This is a genomic window from Hymenobacter sp. B81 (genome assembly GCF_044628455.1).
Lineage (GTDB): Bacteria > Bacteroidota > Bacteroidia > Cytophagales > Hymenobacteraceae > Solirubrum.
This window is the reverse complement of sequence record NZ_JBIYZW010000001.1, coordinates 1,020,310-1,041,524: the sequence shown is the minus strand read 5'-3', so window position 1 is coordinate 1,041,524 and position 21,215 is coordinate 1,020,310. Positions and strand designations below refer to the sequence as shown.

Sequence of the window (21,215 nt, the reverse complement as noted above, 5' to 3'; positions counted from 1 at the left end):
GAAATAGGGCAGCGAAGGTACGAAAAACGGCCGGCGGGGCGGGGAAGCCGCAAACCGCGGGGTGGCAGGGTGAATTGGGTGGCCGGCAGCAAGATTCGCCCGTAGAGGCCGCGGAAGAAACGCGGAGGGCGCAGCGCTATTCAGTTACCTGGAATGTCACCTTGGTGCCATCGGGCAGGTTTCGGATTTGCTCGTTCAGCACTCCCGTCAGGTTTAGGTGGGCTTGCAGGTGGGTGGGCCGTAGGTTCTCGGGCGTGTACTCTCCGCCCAGTACCGGGAGCAGGATGAAGCTGTAGACTTCGTGGGGGCCGGGTGCCAAACCGGTTTGCTGGGCCTCATTTGCCAAATCCGGGAGTAGCCAATACGCCGCATTTTCCGGCTGCTGCAGAAGTGCCTGAAACTCGGCCACGTTGGCCGCCAGCCTGGTAAGGTCACCGGTTCCGGTATCAAGCCAGTAAACTGACTCGTTGGGATACTGCAGGAACAAGTCGCCGAAAACGGAAACAACCAGGATGGTAGCTTCTTGCTCTACCAGCCAGTGCCAAGCCTGCAGAAGTGCCGGGGCTTCGCGCTTGTCGATGGGATTGGTGATCAGCATGGCTGGACGGCAGGGTTTGGTAAAACGCCGGGAAGGTAGCCCGCTGAGGTCGCAGAAGAAACGCGCAGGACGCGTCTTCGGCGCTGGCCTCTGCGGGCTAAGGATTCCTGGGCAATTCGATCAATTTACCAACTGATTACCTACTGAATCCTTGCGCCTCTGTATTGCCGAGACTTAAGTCGAGCAGCCAGCGCGGTGGCTCGGCCTCTAGGGCCAGGGCGGCGAGGTTAAGCCAGGCGCCGGCGCGGTCGAGCACCACGGAGTCGGAAGTCACCACGAGGTCGGTGGTGTCGGCCAGCAGGGTATCGGGGTTCAGCACGACTTCGGCCGCCCAGGGCAGGCCCAGCTCGGGACCCAGCTCGCGCAGGCGGCCGGCGAGGCGGCCGCTGTTGGACACGGGCTGATCGAGCAGCCAGCGCACGGGGCCGGGGTTCAGGGGAAGCAGGGCGGTGGCCGCCAGGCGGATGGCACGGTCGGTTTCCTGCACGGCCCGGTAGGTGCCGTGGATGCTCGACAGGTCGCGCAGGGCCGAGTCGCGGCCGCGCAGCACCACGCCGCCGCTCAGGGCCGTTTCGAGGGTGATGAGCAGGTTGAAGCCGTCGATGGCCACGGGGCGGCCATTCAGGCCGGTGGCGGGTAGCTGGGTAGCCGTGCGGTGGGCAAGCTGCTCGTCGGTGCAGGCGGCGCGGCCCACGGCCCAGCGCTGGCGCTCCGTCAGGGCATACCGGTCGCCGACCAGTTTGAGGGTGCCGCCGGGCGGGTAGCCACGCGTCAGCAGCCAGGACATTTCCGCAACCGCGCGCCCAAGCACCGGCACCCATTGGGGGGCAAACAGCTCGGCATCGGCGGGGTGGGGGCCACGGTGGCGGGTATCGGCGGGGCGCATAGGCAGGCGAAGAACAGTAGCGGCAGGTTGGAAATGGGCAAGTGGCCTGAAAGCGTGGCCGGTCTTACTCCATCAGCAAATCGAAGTACAGGCTGGGCTGCATGGGGTGCAGCGTCCACAGAGCCTGGCTGTTTTCGCGCTCCACCATCGTGTGTCGGGGCTGGCGCTTGACGGGAATGGCGAAGTACTTTTTTTCGGGCTGGGTTTTCTCGCTCTGCAGCCACTGAATAGTGGCCACCACGGGCCGGGCGTCGAAGGTGAGCTGGTAGGGGCGCAAATCGACGCTGAGCCAGCCTTTCTGCCGGGGCCGGGCGGTGAGCTGAATGTCCTGGGAAAGCAGGGGCGGGCCGGGGCGGCCGTTGTCGAGGGCGTAGAGGTTGAGGCGGAAGCGCAGGTGCTCGTACTGGTTGTCGGCCAGGTACACGTGAAATTCCTCGAGCCGGGCCGGGCGGGCGGGGCTGAGCACGGTGCCCAACTCCCAGCCCCATTCGTCGTCGACGGTGGATTTGCCGCTGGAGCCGGCCAGCCAGCGCAGGTCGCCCTGGGACTGGCGGCGGCCCAGCACGGCCGGGCGTACGCGCCGGTGCGCGATGACGACGTTGGCAATGGCCTGCTCCTGGGGCGTGAGCCGGAACACCCGCTGCCCGGCCGCCAGCGCGGCGGGCAGCACTACTTCGCGGGCAAAGCCCACGCTGGTCACGATGAGGGTATCGGCCGAACCGGCGGGCAGGCGCAGCAGGTAGCGGCCTTGCTCGTCGGCCACGGTGCCCAGGCCGCGGCGCGGCACGCCCAGGGTGGCAAACGGCACGGGCTGGCCGGTGCGGGCGTTGAGCACCTGGCCTTCGAGGGGCGGGGCGGTTTGGGCCGGGACCAGCCGGGGAGCGGCGGCCAGCACCAGGCTGGCCAGCAGGCGGCTAAATACGGAGGGGCGAATAAGCAGCGGGTAGTAAGGGGTGTGGGTCCAGCCTACGGCAAAAATAGGAGTTGGGCTGGCCCGGTTGCCGGCCCGGCTACTCGTACTGCTGCACGGCCAGGTACATGCTCACGTTGGCGGCGTGCTTTTCCCAGGGGGCCTCGCTTTTCTGGCGAATGAGCGTGCGGTTGTACAACGAGGGCATGAGCACCGGGCCGCTGAGCACCTTGCTGTCGGGCCGGGCTTTTTCGCCCTGCAGCCACTGAATGCCGGCCGCCACGGTCTGGCCCTTGCTCAGGTGCAGGTTGTAGCGGCGCAGGTCGATGCTGGTCCAGCCGCGGCGCTGGTCGGGTACGGTAAACTGGATGTCGTCGGTGAGCAGCAGCCGGGCGGGGCGGCCCTCCTGCACGTCGTATAGCATGAAGCGCAGGCGCAGGGACTTGAACTCGTTCTGGCCGAAGTACACGTGAAAGCCGTCGACGTAGCTGTGGCGGCGCACCGGCACCATGGTGGCCAGCTCCCAGCCGCGGGCGTCGTCCACGTCGTCCTCGTCGGCGGTCGTCCACTGCAGCGGGCTCAGGGCCGAGCGGCAGCCCAGAAAGCCGGGCTTGAGCTGCGGGTGCCGCACCTGCACCTCGCGCAGGGCGTGGGTGAGCGGGGCCAGGCGCCAGCTGGCCCCGGGCGCCTGGCGCAGTTGGGCCACGGTGAGCCCGCGCGAGCGGAAGCCCACGCAGGAAATGAACACGGAGTCGGTAGCAGCCAGCCCGGCCGGGTCGGCAAAGGCGAAGCGGCCGGCCTCGTCGGCGGTGGAGCCAATGGCCTGGCCCCGCACGCCGATGGTGGCGAAGGGAATGGGCTGGTCGGTAGCCTGCATCAGCACCCGGCCGCTGAGCTGCTGGGCCGGGGCGAGTGACGACAGAAAAATGGGGCCGAGCAGCAACAGCAGCAGGGGCCGGAGGACGGAGGAGACGGGCATGGTCAGATGGAGTAGCTGACCAGTAGATGGTTCGCACCTCGCGCCCGTTGCAGGCATCCCCCGATTATGCGAGCCGCCTTAGCTGAACGAGAGGCCCGAGCCCAGCACCACGCGCAGCACCAGCAGCAGCAGCAGTGCCACACCGGCCAAACCCCAGGCCACCCGGGTTTTCTGGGGCGACTCGAGGGTAAACTCAAACAGCTCGTTGGCCGCGGCCAGGGTGAGCGGGGCCAGCAGCAGCAGCAGGGTGGCAAAGTGCAGCTGCTCGTTGTGGGTCAGTTCGGGCCACTTGAGCAGGCCAATCAGCGCCGAGCCGGCCAGCCAGGGCACGTACAGGGTGGAGACGAGCAGCAGCCGGCGGTTGGGAAACTTCATCAGGGAGATGGAGTCGTGGCTTTGCAGAAACAGCATGCCGGCGAAATAGCCCAGCGCGAGTTGAATGAGGCCGAACAGCCCGGCCAGCAGCGCCCCGGGAATAGGACCGGCCATGAACAGCCAGCCGGGCACAAACCAGAAGCCCGATTCGGTGAAGGTGTCGGCCACCAGGGCGCCGAAAAACAGGTTGCAGCCGTGCAGGGTCAGCCAAAACAGAAACTGCTTGAACAGCCCCCGCTGCCGCCGCGCCCGCCACCAGAACCACAGCCCGGCTCCGGCGCCCAGCAGCAGGCAGCTCAGCGGGCCGGCACTGTACACGGCCAGCACGGCCGTCTGCCACCACTCGCCGTCGGAAATGCGAAAGAACACCTTGCCCAGGCCCCAGGTACCCGGAATGCCCAGGCTTTTGGCCGTGAGCACCGTGGCCAGCTGGTAAACGGTGGTGGCCGTCAGGTAAGCCAGCACGTAGAGCAGAGTGGCGTTGAAACCGGCAATGAGAGCTTTCTGGCGCACGTTGGCTGGCGAGGAAGAGGTAAGCGTGGTATTGGTAGGGTTCATAGCTGCGGAATTCCCGCTAAAGTACGGCACCCGCTGCCAAGCGCCAAGTGCGGCCGCCCAAGCCGGGCGGTGGGGGGCGCGTAGCTTTTGCGGGCTGAAAGGCCTACCTTTGCAGCTACAGAACGCCTATTTCAGCCGAGTGAAGAACATCCGCAACTTCTGCATCATTGCCCACATCGACCACGGCAAAAGCACGCTGGCCGACCGCCTGCTGGAATTTACCAGCACCGTGGCCAAGCGCGATATGCAGGCCCAATTGCTCGACAACATGGATTTGGAGCGGGAGCGGGGCATCACCATCAAGAGCCACGCCATCCAGATGCAGTTTCCCTACAAGGGGGAAGTGTACACGCTCAACCTCATCGATACCCCCGGCCACGTCGACTTCAGCTACGAGGTGTCGCGCTCCATTGCTGCCTGCGAAGGCGCCCTGCTGATCGTGGACGCTTCGCAGGGCATCGAGGCCCAGACGATTTCCAACCTGTACCTGGCCATCGGCGCCGACCTGGAAATCATTCCCGTGCTCAACAAGATTGATTTGCCACACGCCATGCCCGAGGAAGTCTCCGACGAAATCGTGGACCTGATCGGCTGCAAGCACGAGGACATCATCCACGCCTCCGGCAAAATCGGACTGGGCATCGAAGACATCCTGAACGCCATCGTGGAGCGCGTGCCGGCCCCCTCGGGCGACCCGGAAGCTCCCCTGCAGGCGCTGATTTTTGACTCCGTCTTCAACTCCTACCGCGGCATCGAAGTGCTGTTCCGCATCAAGAACGGCACCATGCGCAAGGGCGACAAGCTGCGCTTCCTGGCCACGGGCAAAGAGTACGGCGCCGACGAAATCGGTATTCTGGGACTCAACCAGGAGCCCCGCCCCGAGATGTCGGCCGGCAACGTGGGCTACCTGATTTCGGGCATCAAGGAAGCCCGCGAGGTGAAGGTGGGCGACACCATCACCCACGTAGCCCGGCCCACCCAGGAGGCCATTGTGGGCTTCGAGGACGTGAAGCCGATGGTATTCGCCGGCATTTACCCGGTGGATACCACCGAGTACGAAGAGTTGCGCTCCTGCATGGAAAAACTGCAGCTCAACGACGCCTCGCTGGTGTGGGAGCCCGAAACCTCGGCGGCCCTGGGCTTCGGCTTCCGCTGCGGCTTTTTGGGCATGCTGCACATGGAAATCGTGCAGGAACGCCTGGAGCGCGAGTTCAACATGACGGTGATTACCACCGTGCCGAGCGTGCAGTTCAAGGTAACCACCAACCGCGAAGCCCTGCTGATGGTGTCGGCCCCGAGCGAGATGCCCGAGCCGAACCTGATCAAGTTCATCGAGGAGCCCTACATCAAGGCCCAGATCATCACGGCGGCCGAGTTTGTGGGGCCCATCATCACGCTGTGCATGGAAAAGCGCGGCATCATCAAGGGCCAGAGCTACCTCACGTCCGAGCGGGTGGAGCTGTCGTTTGAGCTGCCGCTGTCGGAAATCGTGTTCGACTTCTTCGACAAGCTCAAGACCATTTCGCGCGGCTACGCCTCGCTGGACTACGAGCTGATCGGCTTCCGCGAGTCGGACATGGTGAAGCTGGACGTGATGCTCAACGGCGAGAAGGTCGACGCGCTGTCGGCCATCGTGCACCGCTCCAAGAGCTACGACTGGGGCAAGCGCCTGTGCGAGAAACTCAAGGAGCTGCTGCCGCGGCAGATGTTTGAAATTGCCATTCAGGCCGCCATCGGGCAGAAAATCGTGGCCCGCGAAACGGTGAAGGCCCTGCGCAAAAACGTAATTGCCAAGTGCTACGGCGGCGACATCTCGCGCAAGCGCAAGCTGCTCGAAAAGCAGAAGGAAGGCAAGAAGCGGATGCGACAAGTCGGCTCCGTGGAAATTCCCCAGGAGGCCTTCCTGGCAGTGCTTAAAATTGATTAAAAACCAAGAACGCGGCCCCGAGCCGCGTTTTTTTTGCCCCAACCCTTTCACTTCATGCAATTCTTGCGAAAGCGCTGTGTGATAACCCCTCTAGAAGACCATGAACGACGCGCTGACCAAGAACTGCACGAACGAGGCCCAACTTGAGAAAATCCGCCGCGGCCAGGAGCTCAAATTCCGCTGGCGCGACGACTGGCCGGTGATGGAGCAGCAAATTCTGCAAGCCGGCCGCCAGGCCATTGCCCGCTACGAAGCAACCCGTAACCCCCAATAGGTAAACCGAGCATGACCACTGCCCCCGAAGCGCCCGCCACCTTCCGCCTCATCGACGGCAAGCAGACCGCCGAGGACATCAAGCAAGAAATTGCCGCCGAAGTCGCCAAGCTGCGCGCCGCCGGCCGCAAGGTGCCCCACCTGGCCGCCGTGCTGGTGGGCCACGACGGCGGCTCCGAAACCTACGTGCGCAACAAGGTGCTGGCCTGCCAGGCCGTGGGCTTCGGCTCCACGCTGCTGCGCTACGAAGACGACATCACCGAGGCCGAGCTGCTGGCCAAGGTGCAGGAGCTGAACCAAGACCCGGAAATCGACGGCTTCATCGTGCAGCTGCCCCTGCCCCGGCACATCGACTCCAACAAGGTCATTGAGGCCATCCGCCCCGAAAAGGACGTCGACGGCTTTCACCCCATGAACATCGGGCGCATGGTGGCCGGCCTGCCCGCGCTGCTGCCCGCCACGCCCTCGGGCATCGTGGAGCTGCTGCGCCGCTACCAGCTGGTAACCGACGGCAAGCACTGCGTGGTTATTGGCCGCTCCAACATCGTGGGTACGCCGGTTAGCATCCTGCTGGCCAAGAACTTGGAGCCGGGCAACTGCACCGTTACTTTATGCCACTCGCGCACCCAGGACCTGCCCGCCATTACCCGCACGGCCGACATTCTGGTGGCGGCCCTGGGCCGGCCGGGCTTCGTGACGGCCGACATGGTGAGCCCCGGTGCCGTGGTCATCGACGTGGGCACTACCCGCGTGCCGGATGCCAGCAAGAAGTCGGGGTGGGCGCTGCGCGGCGACGTAGCCTTCGATGAGGTGGCGCCGCTGTGCAGCTATATCACGCCGGTACCGGGCGGGGTGGGGCCCATGACTATTGCCATGTTGCTACAGAATACCCTGCGTGCGGCTACGGGTGAGGTGTACCCCCGCTAAAAAATCCAAATCAGCAGGCGGTTGAATTGCTAAAGCCGCCGGCTTGTTCTATTTTTAAAGTCCGACTGCCGGAAAGCGAAGGGCAGGCCGCCGGCCAACCTTTCGTCTTTCCGGCGGTTGGCTGTCTTCCGCGCTGCTTTATCGTTTTGACTTTCCCGCTTCCCCTGCTTTCCGACGCCTCGTCTGCTGTAGCTCCGGCCCTGCCGGTGATGGAGCAGTTTTATACTATTCAGGGCGAGGGCGCCAACGCCGGCCGCGCCGCCTATTTCATCCGCCTCGGCGGCTGCGACGTCGGCTGCCACTGGTGCGACGTGAAAGAGTCCTGGGACGCCGCGGCGCACCCGCAGCAAACCATCGAGCAGCTGGTAGCTCAGGCCACCGCCCACCCCGGGCGCAACGTGGTGGTGACCGGCGGCGAGCCGCTGATGCACGACCTCGGACCGTTGACCCGGGCCCTGAAGGCGGCGGGCTGCCAGACCTGGCTGGAAACCTCCGGGGCGCACCCGCTCTCGGGCGAGTGGGACTGGATCTGCTTGTCGCCCAAGAAATTCAAGGCCCCGTTGCCCGCCGTGCTGGCCCAGGCCCACGAGCTGAAGGTGGTGGTGTTCCACAAAAGCGACTTTGCCTGGGCCGAGGAGCACGCCGCGCTGGTGCCCGCCACCTGCCGGCTGTTTCTGCAGCCTGAGTGGAGCAAGGCTGCCGTCGTCACGCCCCCGCTCATCGAGTACGTCAAGCAGCACCCGCGCTGGCAGGTGTCGCTGCAGACGCACAAGTACCTCGACATTCCGTAGTTCAATTCCCGGAGCCTATGCGCCGCAATTTGCTGCCTGTGCTGGCCCTCGTGCTGGCCTGCCTGTGGCCTTCGTCGCCGGTGGCGGCCCAGGCCAAAGCCCCCGCCGCCGTTGCCGGCAACACCAAGGCCCGCAACCTCTGGGACAAAGCGCAGCAGCAGTACGCGGCCCGGCAGTTCGACAAAGCCATTGAGACGCTCACCAGCCTCAACCAGAAGTTTCCCTCTATCGGGGAGGCCTACCTGATGAAGGGCAAGCTGCACAAGTCGATGGGCGAGCTGCAGCCGGCTTTGGAGGCCTACCGGGTGGGCCTGCAGAAAGTGGCCGTGGAGCCTTCACGCCTGCCCGACTTCTTCGAGCTGGGCGAGCTGGCGCTGAGCTTTGGCGAGTACGAAACGGCCCGCGACGCCTACCAAAAGTTTGTGAAGGTGGCGCCCAAAAACCAGCGGTTCCTGCCCCGGGTGCAGCGCCAGCTGCTCAACTGTGAGTTTGCACTCAACGCCATTAAGAACCCCATCGGGGCCGAGCCTCAGCGCCTGGGTTTGCCGTTGAACACGTTTTACTTTCAGTACTTCCCGGTGCTCACGGCCGACAACCGCTTCCTGGTGTACACCGTGCGCAAGAAGGCCAGCGAGGATTCCGACGAGGACATCTACGTGAGCCGGGTGGGCAAAGACGGCAGCTACGGCGAGCCGGCGCTGATATCCTCGGCCATTAATTCGCAGTTTCAGGAAGGGGCCGCCACCATTTCCGGCGACGGCAAAACCCTGGTATTCACTTCCTGCAACCGCCCTGGCTCCCTGGGCAGCTGCGACTTGTACGTGTCGCGGCGCACCGGCAACGCCTGGAGCAAGCCGCTGAACCTGGGCGGGCGCGTCAACTCGGCCGCCTGGGACTCGCAGCCCTCGCTTTCGGCCGACGGCCGCACCCTGTACTTTACCTCCGACCGGCAGGGCGGGCGCGGGCAGGAAGATATTTACGTGACCACCCTGGAAGCCAGCGGGCAGTGGAGCCCGGCGCGCAACCTGGGGGCGCCCGTGAACACCCCCGGCAAGGATATGGCGCCCTTCATTCACGCCAGCGGCACCACGCTCTACTACGTCACCGACGGGCTGGTGGGCATGGGCGGCCTCGACGTGTACCGCTGCTCGCAGCAGGAAGGCAAATGGGACAAGCCGGTGAATTTGGGCTACCCGCTCAACACCCACGAAAACGAGGCCTCGCTGTTTATTTCCTCCGACAACCGCCGGGCGCTGTGTTCGCGCAGCCGGGCCGCCGAGGGCGTGGCCGACTCGCGCAACCGCCCTATCGAGCTGTTCGGCTTCGACGTGCCGGCCCAGATGCGGGCGGGCGAAACCACCACCTACGCCCAGGGTCGCGTGTTCGACGCCGTCACCAAAAAGCCTATCAAAGCCGACGTGCAGCTCTACGACCTGAAAACCGACGAGCTGACGCAGTTTGTGACCTCCGACGCCGAGAACGGCGAGTACACCCTGGTGCTCAACGAAGGCCGGCAGTACGGCATGTACGCGGCGGCCGACAAGTACCTGATGCGCAGCCTGAACTTTGACTACTCCAGCAAGCAGACCTTCGACCCGCTCACCCTCGACATCTACCTTGAGCCCGTGCGCGCCGGCCGCAGCATCGTGCTCAACAACCTGTTCTTCGATACCCGCGAGTTTGCCCTCAAGCCCAACTCCCGCACCGAGCTCAACCGCCTGATTCAGTTTATGGGTCAGTACCCCGACATCCAGGTGGAAGTATCGGGCCATACCGACGACGTGGGCAGCGACGACGACAACCTGGTGCTGTCGAAAAACCGGGCCCGCTCAGTGTACACCTACCTAGTGGAGCACGGCGTAAAGGCTGAGCGCCTGCGTTTCCGCGGCTATGGCGAGCAAAAGCCCGTAGTGCCCAACGATTCGGAGGCCAACCGCCAGCAAAACCGCCGCATCGAGCTGCGCATTCTGTAGCCGCCACCGCTTTTTCGGCCCCGAAACCGCCCCGATTGGTCTACCATAGACTGATCGGGGCAGTTTTTTGCACTTCAAGTAAAGCTTTAAGTAAGTTATCTTCGACTTTCTTGGAGAAGCAATACGGGCCTCGTTTATAGCTGATTATAGAAAGCAATAGAAAGTGATAAATTAGAATAATTATATGACTTCTTTGTTTATTTAAAATTTAGTGTATATTTGGCAGCATAACCGGCTGCTGTCATCCCGCTGGTTTTTCTACTAGCATGGTACCAGCCGCTTTGCCTTTCTGCCACTTTTCTCAACCCTTAACCTTTTCCATTCCACCATGAAGAAGCTCCTACTCCTGGCCGGCCTGGCCATCGGTCTGAACGCCACCGCCGGCTCGGGCCCCGACAACCCGGCTAGCCTCACGGCCCGCGCCAACGCCCTCACCCGCGTAATGGCGGAGAAAGCCCAGCTCGACGAAGGCCAGTTTCTGAAAGTGAAAAACCTGAACCTGCGCATGCTCACCGAGCTGGAGGACATCAACACCCGCTTCTCCGCCGACCCCGAAATCCGGGACGTGCGCCTGGCCGATGCTCAGACCAGCTACTACCGCGAACTGGCGCACCTGCTCCGGCCCTCGCAACTGGTGGCCTACACCCGCTCTCAAAGCAGCATGACGGCCCTGGGCATTCCCGCCCGCTAAGCCGCCCGCTGACTGCCGCTGCTACAACGCCAGCCCAATAGGGTTGGCGTTGTTGTTTTCAGCCAGGCGCTGCTAAGGAATCAAATTCGAGTTGATAAAGTAAAAATTAATATTATCATTGTTATAAAATATGGCCTGGGCACCAGTTATCTGACTGCGCCCGGCTAAGTGCGTTTTTCACTCCAACCCTTCATTCTTACCCGTATGAAAGCACTTTACTCCCTGATGTGCGGCCTGCTGTTGGCCGGCAGCCTCGTGGCTGGAGCCGTTACCGACGACCCCACCCTCGAAGTGCGGGCTACCGCGCAATCCAGACAGATGGCCCGGGCCGCCCAGCTCAGCGAGGGGCAGTACCTGAAGGTGCGCAGCCTGACGCTGGCGCTGCTGGTAGCCGAACAAACCGCGAAGGTGGCGTATCTGCGCGAGCCGGCGAGGCTGGACCAGCACCTGGCCGAGCTGCGGCACCAGTACGAGTGGGATTTGGCCGCCGTGCTGTGGCCCCGGCAACTGGCCGCCCTCAAGCAGACGCAAACCTCGGTTATTGCCGTCAGTGGCCGGTAGTGCTTACCAGTTTGCAATCCGGCCCCGGCTTCGTCACTGTTGTGACGCAGTCGGGGCCGGACGTTTATGAACGACAATGCCGGTGGCAGTAGCTACCCGGCCAACCCCTTGCGCTGGAGTTATCGGGCCAGGGGAAAGTAGGTTTGCACGAAGTCCTGGGCGAAGGCCCTAACCTGGTCGCGGACGGCGCGAAACTGCCGCAGGATTTCCGGCTCGCTGCCCGTGGCCTGGGCCGGATCGGGAAAGTTGCGGTGCAGCCGGCGCGCCGTGGATGGAAACACCGGGCATACTTCCTGGGCGTGGTCGCACACCGTAACCACGAAATCGAACGGCAGGTGCGCGTACTCGTCGATGTGGTTACTGGTGTGGTGGCTGATGTCAACGCCATCTTCGGCCATCACCCGCACGGCGCGCGGGTTCAGCCCGTGGGTTTCGACGCCTGCGGAGTATACCCGGGCGGCCGGGCCCAGCAACTGTTGCAGGTAGCCGTGCAGCAGTTGGCTGCGGCAGGAATTGCCGGTGCACAGCACCAGAATGTTGGGGGGAGCAGTCATCGAAAGACAGGATGGGTTCAGTGGGACTTGGGCGCTGGGGGAGACGCGGAGCGGTAGTAGCGCCGCCGAAACCAGAAAGCCACGTTTACCAGCGCCATGAGGGCGGGCACCTCGATGAGCGGGCCAATGACGCCGGCGAAGGCCTGGCCCGAGTGAAGGCCGAACACGCCGATGGCCACGGCAATGGCCAGCTCGAAGTTGTTGCCGGTGGCCGTGAAGGCAATAGCAGCATTTTCGGGGTAGTCGGCGCCCAGCCACCGGCCGGCCACCAGGCTCAGGATGAACATGATGCCGAAGTACAGCGCCAGCGGCAGGGCTACGCGCAGCACGTCGAGGGGAATGCGCACGATCAGCTCGCCCTTCAAACTGAACATGACGACGATGGTGAGCAGCAGCGCCAGCAGGGTAAGGGGACTGATGGCGGGCAGAAACGTTTGCTCGTACCAGGCCTCGCCCTTGAGGCGGCGCAAAATGATGCGCGAGAGGAACCCGGCCGCGAAGGGAATTCCCAGGTAAATCAGCACGCTCTGCGCGATATCGCCCAGGCCGATACGGACCGCGTAGCCTGGCAGCCCGAAGTAGGGCGGCAGCATGGTAATAAACAGCCAGGCCAGCAGCGGGTAAAAGAGCACCTGAAAAATAGAATTCAGCGCCACCAGCCCGGCCGCGTACTCGCGGCTGCCGTCGGCCAGATCGTTCCACACCAGCACCATGGCAATGCAGCGGGCAATACCAATCAGAATCAGGCCCACCATGTAGTCAGGTTGGTCGGGCAGCAGCCAGATGGCCAGGCCAAACATCAGCAGGGGGCCGACTACCCAGTTGAGGAGCAGCGAAAGGGCAATGATGCGCCCGTTGCGAAATACCCGCGGCAACTGCTCAAACCGAACCTTGGCCAGGGGCGGATACATCATCAGGATGAGCCCTAGCGCCAGCGGCACGTTCACCGTGCCCACCGAAAAGTAGTTGACCGCCTGCTCGATGCCGGGTACCAGATAACCCAGGGCAACGCCCAGGGCCATGGCCAGGAAAATCCACAAAGTCAGGCCACGATCGAGGCCGGCAAGCTTGCGGCGGGCAACGGCCGAGGGAAGCGGGGGAGGCTGGAGCATTAGAATTGGTTAACAGCGCACCTAGGGGGCGGCTACTGGCTCGGTGGTCGGCTGGGGCAGCAGCTCCAGGGTGCGGGCTACGTGCTCGGGGCGGGTGATGCCCTGGGCGTAGTAGGAGTTGGCGCCTGCGTCGTACTTGGCGAGGTAGGCTTGGCTGATGCGGGGACTGAGGTCAACTAAATCAGCGGGTACCTGGGCGCGCACGGGCAGCATGGCCTCGCCGCAGCGGATGGCGCCCTGGCTGTCCGCCAGAAAAGCGTGGTACCAGCCGCGTTCGGCCAAACCCCAGGAACGAACGAAAATCCGGTCGTCGACCACCACCATCCAGATGTCGAGGAAGGAGGCGCGGTGCCGGCCGGCGCGCAGGCCAATGAGGTTGTGGTGACGAATGTAGTCGAGGGCGGCAGCGGGAGTCATGGCAACAAAGAGTAAAGGGCGCAATCACGGGGTACCTACCACGGCGCTGCGGCGTTCCAGCAGCAGGGTGTCGCGCCAGCGGCCGTGCAGCTGCCCGATTCGCTCGCGGCGGCCCACCTCGCGGAAGCCGGCCTGGGCGTGCAGGCACCGGCTGGCCTCGTTCTCGGGGAAGATGCCGGCCTGCAGCGTCCAGATGCCGTGGGCTTCCGACTCGGCCACGAGCGCGGACAGCAGCTGCCGGCCCACGCCGCGGCCCCGGGCCGCGGCGGCCACGTACACGCTCAGCTCGGCCACGCCGCCGTACACGCAGCGGCTCGACACGGGCGAAAGGGCGGCCCAGCCCAGCACCTGTTCTTCTTCGTTGAGCAAAACCAGCCGGCTGTGGGGCAGGTGACTCTGGTCCCAGTCGGGCCAGGCGGGGGCTTGCGTAGTGAAGGTGGCCTGCCCGGTGGCAATGCCTTCCTCGTAAATAGCGCGCACCTGGGGCCAGTGCGCGGCGGTCAGGGCTACGAGCTTCATGGCGTAATGAAGGGTTAGCAGCAGCCGCCCCCGGGCGTGCAGGCACCGCCGGCCACCGCCAGTTGGGGCAGGGCAAATTGTTGGCTGGCCGGCACGCCGCAGGCATCCTGGGCCAGACAGGCCGTCTGCTTGGGCGTCAGCACAAAGTCGCTGCCGTCGAAAGCGAGGCCGAACTTACCAATCGTGCCCTGCTGGTATTCCACCTCGATGTCCAGGTCTTCGGCGCCGAGAATTTTCTCCGAGAGCTGGAGGATGCGCAGGAATTTCTGGGGGGCAAGGCGGTGGTCGTAGTCGCCGGCTTCCCAGAGCTGGAAGTTGGCCACCGTCTCGCGGCGTTCTACCCCGCCGCAGTCGATGAAGTGCTTGTTGACCAGGCCTACTTCCGTCACGTGGAAGTGGGGAGGCAGGTACTCGCCGGTCGGCAGGCGAAAATTCACGGCGTCGAGTCCGGCCAGGGACTGTTTCATTTCGGAGATTTTCATGATCAGTGCGGTTTTTCAGTGCGGTTTTTCAGTGCGGTTTTAGGAGGCTTCGGGAAAAAACGTTAGCAGCAAGTGGCGCCGGGCTGGCAGTCGGCGGGCGTGGTGGCCGCGGTGAAAAAGCTGGCGAACTGGGCAAAGACCGCACGCAGCAGCTCGGTGTTGAGGCAGTAGCAGACCGTGAGCCCGTCGATGTCGCCGCGAATCAGATCCAGGGCCTTGAGCTCCTGCAGGTGCTGCGACACGGTGGTGCGCGAGAGCGGCAGCTCGGCCGCGATGTCGCCCGAAATGCAGGTTTGCTTGGCGGCCAGCAGCTCGATGATGGCAATGCGGGCGGGGTGGCCCAGGGCCTTGGCCACGCGGGCCAGTTGCTGCTGCTGTTCGGTGAAGGCGGTGGTTTTGGCGTAGGTCATGGCGTGTATTGTTATATGTCGCAAACATACGACATAGCTGCATTCGTTGTTCTCGGCCGGCTGAAATTATTTTGGCGGGAGGTCTGAGCGGGGCCCGAAACAACCGAAGCCAGCTTCGGGGGAAGCTGGCTTCGGCAGAACGGGGGGGGCGGCGGGTTAGGCGCGCTCCGAAATCGGCACGTAGTTGCGCTCGGTTTCGCCCACGTAAATCTGGCGCGGACGGCCGATGGGCTCCTTGTTTTCGCGCAGCTCCTTCCACTGGGCAATCCAGCCGGGCAGGCGGCCCATGGCAAACATCACCGTGAACATGTCGGTCGGAATACCGATGGCGCGGTAGATGATGCCCGAGTAGAAGTCAACGTTCGGATACAGCTTACGCTCAACGAAGTATGGATCGGTGAGGGCAGCTTCTTCCAGCTTCTTGGCAATGTCCAGGATGGGGTCGTCGATGCCCAGAGCAGTCAGCACATCATCGGCGGCCTGCTTGATGATTTTGGCGCGCGGGTCGAAGTTCTTGTACACGCGGTGACCGAAGCCCATCAGGCGGAACGGGTCGTTCTTGTCCTTGGCTTTGGCCAGCCACTTGTCGGTGTTGCCGCCGTCGGCCTTGATTTCCTCCAGCATCTCAATCACCTCCTGGTTGGCGCCGCCGTGCAGCGGGCCCCACAGGGCGCAGATACCGGCCGAAACCGAGGAGTACAGCGAGGCGTTGGCCGAGCCCACCATGCGCACCGTCGAAGTGGAGCAGTTCTGCTCGTGGTCGGCGTGCAGGATCAGCAGCTTGTTGAGGGCGTTTACTACCACCGGGTTGATGTCGTAGTCTTCCGTGGGGAAGGCAAACATCATGTGCAGGAAGTTGGACACGTAGTCCAGCTTGTTTTTGGGGTAGTTGACGGGGTGCCCCACCGAGTTCTTATACGACCAGGCGGCAATCGTCGAAATCTTGGCGATGAGGCGCTTAATGTTCAGGTTCATTTCCTCTTCGCTCTGGTTGGGGTCGAGCGACTCGGGGTAGAAGGCCGTCAGGGCCGATACCAGCGAGGAGAGGATGCCCATGGGGTGGGCACTGGAGGGGAAGCCGTCGAAGATTTTGCGCATGTCCTCGTGAACGAGGGTGTGGCGCGCAATCTGGCTGTTGAAATCATTGATTTCCTGCTCGGTGGGGAGCTTGCCATAAATCAGCAGGTAGGCCACTTCCATGAAGTTGGAGTGCTCAGCCAGCTGCTCGATGGGGTAGCCGCGGTAGCGCAGGATGCCTTCTTCGCCGTCGAGGAAGGTGATGGCGCTTTTGGTGGCGCCGGTGTTTTTGTAGCCCGAATCGAGGGTAACGTAGCCCGACTGGTCGCGCAGCTTACCGATATCGAATGCTTTTTCTTGCTCTGAGCCGGCAACGACCGGCAAGGTGTACGACTTGCCGTCGAGGATGATTTCAGCGTTTTCTGCCATTACAAACAGATTAGTGGACAGGGTGGGGTACGTGGGGGCGAAGTACGCAATTAGCGGCTTGCCGAACAACCCAAAGGTACATCCGGCCGCCCGACCACCTACTACAAACCCGCGGGTGGTTTTGTTTACCCTTGCCAGCAAGCTACTTGCCGATGCAGAAGCGGGTGAAAATCGAGCTGAGCAAATCGTCGGAGCTGATGTCACCGGTGATTTCGCCCAGGGCGCGCAGGGCGCTGCGCAAATCGGCGGCCACCAGCTCGGTGCCGGCCCCGCCGGTCAGCCCCCGCTCCACGGCGCGCAGCGACTCCCCGGCTACTTCCAGGCTGCGGGCGTGGCGCAGGTTGGTAACGATGGTGGCCGAGCCCGCGTCGAGACCCTCGCGGCGCACCGTGGCCAGCAGCCGCTGGCGCAGCTCGGCCAGGCCGTCGTGGCGGGCGGCCGAGAGCAGGGCCAGCGTGGGAAACTGCTGCTGGAAGGTCGCCAGCGTTTCGGGCGCGGCTTCGTCGAGCTTGTTGCCCACCAGCAGCAGCTGGGCGCTGGCCGGCAGGGGCAGAGCGGCCAGGTCGGCGGCTACCTCGGCGGGCGCGGCGGTGGTCAGGTCAAACAGGTAGACCACCACCGCGGCCTGCTCCACGCGCTGGCGGGTGCGCTGCACGCCGATGGCCTCCACCTCGTCGGTGGTGTCGCGCAGGCCGGCCGTGTCCACGAAGCGGAACTTGATGCCCTCCAGGTTGACTTCGTCCTCGATAAAGTCGCGGGTAGTGCCGGGAATGGCCGACACGATAGCGCGCTCCTCGTTGAGCAGGGCGTTGAGCAGGGTGCTCTTGCCCGCATTGGGCCGGCCGGCAATGACGGTGGTCACCCCGTGCTTGATGACGTTGCCCAGCTCGAAGGAGCGCAGCAGGCGCTGCACCACCGTCTGCACGTGCGTGAGCAGGCGCAGCAAACCCGTGCGGTCGGCAAACTCCACGTCTTCCTCCCCGAAGTCCAGCTCCAGTTCCAGCAAGGCCGCAAAGTCGATCAGCTGCTGGCGCAGGTCCTTCAGCTCGCGGCTGAAGCCTCCGCGCATCTGGTTCAGGGCCACCCGGTGCTGCAGGGCCGAGTCGGCGGCAATGAGGTCGGCCACGGCCTCGGCCTGGGCCAGGTCGAAGGCCCCGCGCAGGAAAGCTCGCTTGGTGAACTCGCCCGGCTCAGCCAGGCGGGCGCCGCGGCGCACCAGCAAAGCCAGCAGCTCGCGCACGATGTAGTCGGAGCCGTGGGTGCTGATTTCCACCACGTCTTCGCGGGTGTAGGAGTGCGGACCCCGGAACAGGCTCACCACCACCTCGTCGAGCACCGCGCCCGCGTCGGTGCGCAGGGTGCCGTAGTGCAGGGTGTGGCCGGGCTGCTCGCTCAGTTTTTTACCGCGGAAAATGCCGTCGGTCAGGGCAATGGCCTCGGGACCGGAAAGGCGCACCACCGCAATGGCCCCCGCGCCGGGCGGCGTCGAGAGAGCCACGATGGTATCGGAAAAGACATTGATCATTTATCGGGTTTCATTTATCAATTAACATTTATCAGCCGGCGAGTAGTCGGCTGTTCCTCCGGTTTGGCGGCAGGCGTTGGGCTTTGCCGCAAGCCCGACCTGCCCACTTTGTTCTCGCCGGACAGGCTTTGGGCAAGGCCGTCGGGGCTGGGCGAGTGATAAATGTTAATTGATCAATGACTCACGCACAGGTTGCGGCTGACTTCGGCCGACACCGTGCGCTCGGGGCCGCCGGCGCCGATGCGGATGTGCATGGACTGGTCGTAGGCGTTGCAGTCGAGCACCGCCACGGGCGTACCCAGCTCCAGGCCCAGCTTGCTCAGGTGCTGCAGAAACACCGGCGCCGTGTTCTTCACTGCCACGATAACCGCGGTGTCGCCGGCGCTCAAATCGGCCAGCACCTGCAGCACCGGGCGGCTCATGCCCCCGTCCTCGGCCGGAATCGGGTCGCCGTGGGGGTCGAGGCGGGGAAAGCCCAGGAAGGCGTCGAGGCGCTGCACCAGCAGGGGCGACTGAATGTGCTCCATTTCCTCGGCCACGTCGTGCACCTCGTCCCAGGCAAAGCCCAGCTTCTGCACCAGAAACACTTCCCAGAGGCGGTGCTTGCGGATGGTGAGCAGGGCCAGCTGCTGCCCCGCGGACGTGAGCGACACGCCGCGGTAGCGCTGGTAATTGAGCAAACCCTTCTCGCCGAGGCGGCGCAGCATGTCGGTTACCGAGGCCGGGCGCGTTTGCAGCAACTCGGCAATGCGGTTGGTGCTGACTTCCGCTCCCGGCTCGGCTTCCGCGAGCTTGAAGATGGCTTTCAGGTAGTTCTCTTCGGTGTAACTCGGCAAAACGGGCGCAATTCGGAATGAAGAATGCTGAATCCTGAAGGGTGGTCAGGGCTTCCGCGGGCAAAGGTCCCAAAAAAAAGCGAGGCCGGCGCAGTGCACCGGCCTCGCCGAAATCAACCGGAATTAAGAATGATGAATTACTAATTCTTGATTCCGCGCTACTACCACTTAATCAGGGCCGAGGCCCAGGTGAAGCCCGAGCCGAAGGCCGCCAAACACACCAGGTCGCCCGGTTTCACGCGGCCTTCCTGCACGGCCTCGCTCAGGGCAATGGGCACCGAGGCGGCGGTGGTGTTGCCGTAGCGCTGGATGTTGCTGAACACCTTGTCTTCGCTCAGGCCCATTTTCTGCCCCACGTACTGGGTGATGCGCAGGTTGGCCTGGTGGGGCACCAGCAGGTCGATGTCGGTGGGCTGGTAGCCGTTCTGGTCGAGGGCCTCTTTGATAACCTCGGGAAAGCGCGTAACGGCGTGCTTGAATACCTGCTGGCCGTTCATGTAGGGGTACATGTCCTCGGGCTTATCGAGCACCACCTGCACGCGGTTGTCGCGGTTGGAGCCCGGTTCGCGGGTAATCAGCTCCTCGGCAAACTCGCCCTGGGCGTGCAGGTGGGTGCTCAGGATGCCGCGCTCGGGCGAGTCGCTGCGCTTGAGCACCACCGCGCCGGCGCCGTCGCCGAAAATCACCGATACGGCCCGGCCACGGGTGGTTTTGTCGAGGCCCGAGGAGTGAATTTCGGAGCCTACCACCAGCGCTGTTTCGTACATGCCGGTCTTGAGGAACTGGTCGGCCATGCTCAGGGCATAGATGAAGCCCGAGCACTGGTTGCGCACGTCGAAGGCCGGAATGGGCGCCTTGATGCCCAGCTCGCGCTGCAGCAGCACGCCCGAGCCGGGAAACAGGTAATCGGGCGAAAGCGTGGCGAAGACGATAAGCTGCACGTCGTCGGGCTGCAGTCCGGCCATTTCCAGGGCCTGGCGGGCGGCGTTGGCGCCCATGTTGGCCGTGGTGTCTTTGCCTTCCTCAAACCACCGCCGCTCCCGAATGCCGGTGCGCTCCTGAATCCAGGCGTCGGTGGTTTCCATCATGTGTTCGAGCTCGGCATTGGGCACCACCCGCGCCGGCACGTAGTGGCCGACGCCGGCAATGGCGGAAGTGTACAGTTGGGACATGGGGAGGATGGGGGTGATGCGGTTCTATCGGGGAAAAGGCGCCAAAGATAACAAGCCCGGCGTTCCGCTAACAACGCAGCCCGGGCGCCCGGCGTTGCCCCTTCAGCGCCGGGGAAAAGCCGCCGCCGCGGCCACGGCCGCCAGCAGCCGGGGCGCTTCGGAAATCCAGCGGGCCGCGGCTGCCGGACCCCGCGGGTAAAAATGCCGGCCGCTGAGCTGCGCCGCCAGCGCGGCCGGGTCGGGCAGGGGTTGGGTGAAGTCCACCGTCAGGCCCGCGTCGTGCTGCTGGACTTCGCGCTGCCAGAGCGGGTTGGGCGGTAACAGCACCGGCAGGCCGCAGGCCAGGTACTCGTATAGCTTGGTGGGCAGGCAGCGCCAAAAGCTGGGGTGGGCGCGGTAGGGCAGCAGCCCCAGGTGGTGGCGGCCGATTTCCGTCACAATGGCCGCGTGTGGCACCGGCTGGGCCCCGCCCACCAGCCGCAGCCAGGCCGCGTGCTCGGCGGCCAGGGCCTCGAGGCGGCGCAGCTCGGCCGGCTGCTGGCAGTAGCCGATAATGGTAAGCTGCAGCCCCGGCCAGGCCGGGCGCAGCTGCCGCGCCAGCTCAATGGCGTCGAACACGCCGTTGAGCTCGGATATGGTGCCTGAGTAGAGCAGGCCCAGGGGCTCGGCGGGCGTGGGCAGCGGGGCGGGCGGCACCCCGGGCAGGATTTCGCCGGGCGGCGGGGCGTACTTGTTTTCGAGGACGACGGTGCGGGCCGCAGGCAGATCGGGCAGCTCCTGGGCGTAGCTGCGCTCGGCCAGCAGCACGGCCGCGGCCCGGCCATACGCCAGCTTCTCCACCCACCGCACCGCCCCGGCCAGCAGCTGCCGGAGCGCGCCGCGGTACACCTGCTGGCTGCGGATGTTGAGCGCGTAGTTCTCGCGCACGTCGTAGAGGAAGGCCCGCTGCGGCCGGAGCCAGTGCCAGAGCAGGGTAAGCGGCAGCAGCTCGGGCGCGTGCACGATGACGACCTGGGGGCGCAGCTCGCGCAGCAGCTGCCAGTAGCGCCACTGGGCCGAGAGGCGGCTGAAGGCGAGGCGGTGGCCGCGAAACAACACGTGCTGCCGGATAGGCCCCGCCGCCGCCGCAGTGCTGCTGGCGCGGCCGGCCACGTGCACCGCGTAGCCGGCCTGCTGGAGGCTGCGACCGAATTTTTCGAACATGCGCGTATCGTCCACGGGCTTGAGTACCGAGGCCAGCAACACGCGCACCACTAAAGCCGCCGGGTTTTCCATACCAGCCCAAACCTACTA

At 64.3% G+C, this 21,215-nt stretch carries 23 protein-coding genes; 7 read left to right on the top strand and 16 right to left on the bottom strand.

Going from position 1 to position 21,215, the window contains the following annotated elements; genetic code table 11:
* Positions 1-136: 136 nt before the first annotated feature.
* The 5 genes from ACE191_RS04690 to ACE191_RS04670 form a co-directional block, all read right to left on the bottom strand.
* Positions 137-598 (bottom strand): T6SS immunity protein Tdi1 domain-containing protein, encoded by a 462-nt coding sequence (locus ACE191_RS04690; protein WP_400191022.1) that lies wholly within the window; start codon positions 596-598, stop codon positions 137-139.
* Positions 599-734: 136 nt separating this feature from the next.
* The gene (locus tag ACE191_RS04685; protein ID WP_400191021.1) at positions 735-1,484 is read right to left on the bottom strand and encodes a DUF434 domain-containing protein; all 750 of its coding nucleotides are present in this window, start codon (positions 1,482-1,484) and stop codon (positions 735-737) included.
* A gap of 64 nt (positions 1,485-1,548) precedes the next feature.
* Positions 1,549-2,379, bottom strand: coding sequence for a carboxypeptidase-like regulatory domain-containing protein (locus ACE191_RS04680; RefSeq protein ID WP_400191020.1), 831 nt, complete (start codon positions 2,377-2,379; stop codon positions 1,549-1,551).
* Positions 2,380-2,494: 115 nt separating this feature from the next.
* Positions 2,495-3,373, bottom strand: coding sequence for a carboxypeptidase-like regulatory domain-containing protein (locus ACE191_RS04675; protein WP_400191019.1), 879 nt, complete (start codon positions 3,371-3,373; stop codon positions 2,495-2,497).
* Positions 3,374-3,451: 78 nt separating this feature from the next.
* Complete coding sequence (locus ACE191_RS04670) at positions 3,452-4,306, bottom strand: hypothetical protein (protein ID WP_400191018.1); 855 nt, start codon at positions 4,304-4,306, stop codon at positions 3,452-3,454.
* A gap of 139 nt (positions 4,307-4,445) precedes the next feature.
* Here ACE191_RS04670 and lepA point away from each other — a divergent pair, with 139 nt between their 5' ends.
* The 7 genes from lepA to ACE191_RS04635 all read left to right on the top strand — a co-directional run bounded on the left by lepA (position 4,446) and on the right by ACE191_RS04635 (position 11,449).
* Entirely contained in the window at positions 4,446-6,233 is a 1,788-nt protein-coding gene (gene lepA / locus ACE191_RS04665) for a translation elongation factor 4 (RefSeq protein ID WP_400191017.1), read from the top strand.
* Between the two features lie 100 nt (positions 6,234-6,333).
* Positions 6,334-6,507: a hypothetical protein gene (locus ACE191_RS04660; RefSeq protein ID WP_400191016.1), complete on the top strand. Its 174-nt coding sequence runs from the start codon at positions 6,334-6,336 to the stop codon at positions 6,505-6,507.
* Positions 6,508-6,518: 11 nt separating this feature from the next.
* Positions 6,519-7,433 (top strand): bifunctional 5,10-methylenetetrahydrofolate dehydrogenase/5,10-methenyltetrahydrofolate cyclohydrolase, encoded by a 915-nt coding sequence (locus ACE191_RS04655; protein ID WP_400191015.1) that lies wholly within the window; start codon positions 6,519-6,521, stop codon positions 7,431-7,433.
* 209 nt (positions 7,434-7,642) lie between these two features.
* Positions 7,643-8,224 (top strand): 7-carboxy-7-deazaguanine synthase QueE, encoded by a 582-nt coding sequence (locus ACE191_RS04650; protein ID WP_400192297.1) that lies wholly within the window; start codon positions 7,643-7,645, stop codon positions 8,222-8,224.
* Positions 8,225-8,241: 17 nt separating this feature from the next.
* Positions 8,242-10,197, top strand: coding sequence for an OmpA family protein (locus tag ACE191_RS04645; protein WP_400191014.1), 1,956 nt, complete (start codon positions 8,242-8,244; stop codon positions 10,195-10,197).
* A gap of 328 nt (positions 10,198-10,525) precedes the next feature.
* Entirely contained in the window at positions 10,526-10,888 is a 363-nt protein-coding gene (locus tag ACE191_RS04640) for a hypothetical protein (protein ID WP_400191013.1), read from the top strand.
* Between the two features lie 204 nt (positions 10,889-11,092).
* On the top strand, positions 11,093-11,449 hold the full coding sequence (locus ACE191_RS04635) for a hypothetical protein (protein ID WP_400191012.1): 357 nt from the start codon (positions 11,093-11,095) through the stop codon (positions 11,447-11,449).
* Between the two features lie 119 nt (positions 11,450-11,568).
* Here ACE191_RS04635 and ACE191_RS04630 read toward each other — a convergent pair whose 3' ends face one another.
* The 11 genes from ACE191_RS04630 to ACE191_RS04580 form a co-directional block, all read right to left on the bottom strand.
* Entirely contained in the window at positions 11,569-12,003 is a 435-nt protein-coding gene (locus ACE191_RS04630) for an arsenate reductase ArsC (protein WP_400191011.1), read from the bottom strand.
* A gap of 17 nt (positions 12,004-12,020) precedes the next feature.
* Positions 12,021-13,115 (bottom strand): ACR3 family arsenite efflux transporter, encoded by a 1,095-nt coding sequence (gene arsB / locus ACE191_RS04625; protein ID WP_400191010.1) that lies wholly within the window; start codon positions 13,113-13,115, stop codon positions 12,021-12,023.
* A 21-nt stretch (positions 13,116-13,136) separates the two neighbouring features.
* Positions 13,137-13,532 (bottom strand): DUF2255 family protein, encoded by a 396-nt coding sequence (locus tag ACE191_RS04620; RefSeq protein WP_400191009.1) that lies wholly within the window; start codon positions 13,530-13,532, stop codon positions 13,137-13,139.
* A gap of 24 nt (positions 13,533-13,556) precedes the next feature.
* Positions 13,557-14,051, bottom strand: coding sequence for a GNAT family N-acetyltransferase (locus tag ACE191_RS04615; RefSeq protein ID WP_400191008.1), 495 nt, complete (start codon positions 14,049-14,051; stop codon positions 13,557-13,559).
* A gap of 14 nt (positions 14,052-14,065) precedes the next feature.
* Complete coding sequence (locus ACE191_RS04610) at positions 14,066-14,533, bottom strand: DUF6428 family protein (RefSeq protein WP_400191007.1); 468 nt, start codon at positions 14,531-14,533, stop codon at positions 14,066-14,068.
* A gap of 62 nt (positions 14,534-14,595) precedes the next feature.
* Positions 14,596-14,943 (bottom strand): ArsR/SmtB family transcription factor, encoded by a 348-nt coding sequence (locus ACE191_RS04605; protein ID WP_400191006.1) that lies wholly within the window; start codon positions 14,941-14,943, stop codon positions 14,596-14,598.
* Between the two features lie 156 nt (positions 14,944-15,099).
* Complete coding sequence (locus tag ACE191_RS04600) at positions 15,100-16,389, bottom strand: citrate synthase (protein ID WP_400191005.1); 1,290 nt, start codon at positions 16,387-16,389, stop codon at positions 15,100-15,102.
* Between the two features lie 142 nt (positions 16,390-16,531).
* A complete protein-coding gene (mnmE, locus tag ACE191_RS04595; protein ID WP_400191004.1) occupies positions 16,532-17,914 on the bottom strand; it encodes a tRNA uridine-5-carboxymethylaminomethyl(34) synthesis GTPase MnmE in 1,383 nt (460 codons plus the stop codon).
* A gap of 173 nt (positions 17,915-18,087) precedes the next feature.
* Positions 18,088-18,750 carry a metal-dependent transcriptional regulator gene (locus ACE191_RS04590; protein WP_400191003.1) on the bottom strand — a complete coding sequence of 221 codons (663 nt, stop codon included), beginning with the start codon at positions 18,748-18,750 and terminating at the stop codon, positions 18,088-18,090.
* 161 nt (positions 18,751-18,911) lie between these two features.
* Positions 18,912-19,922: a 3-oxoacyl-ACP synthase III family protein gene (locus tag ACE191_RS04585; RefSeq protein ID WP_400191002.1), complete on the bottom strand. Its 1,011-nt coding sequence runs from the start codon at positions 19,920-19,922 to the stop codon at positions 18,912-18,914.
* Between the two features lie 102 nt (positions 19,923-20,024).
* The gene (locus ACE191_RS04580) at positions 20,025-21,197 is read right to left on the bottom strand and encodes a glycosyltransferase (RefSeq protein ID WP_400191001.1); all 1,173 of its coding nucleotides are present in this window, start codon (positions 21,195-21,197) and stop codon (positions 20,025-20,027) included.
* Between the last annotated feature and the right edge of the window lie 18 nt (positions 21,198-21,215).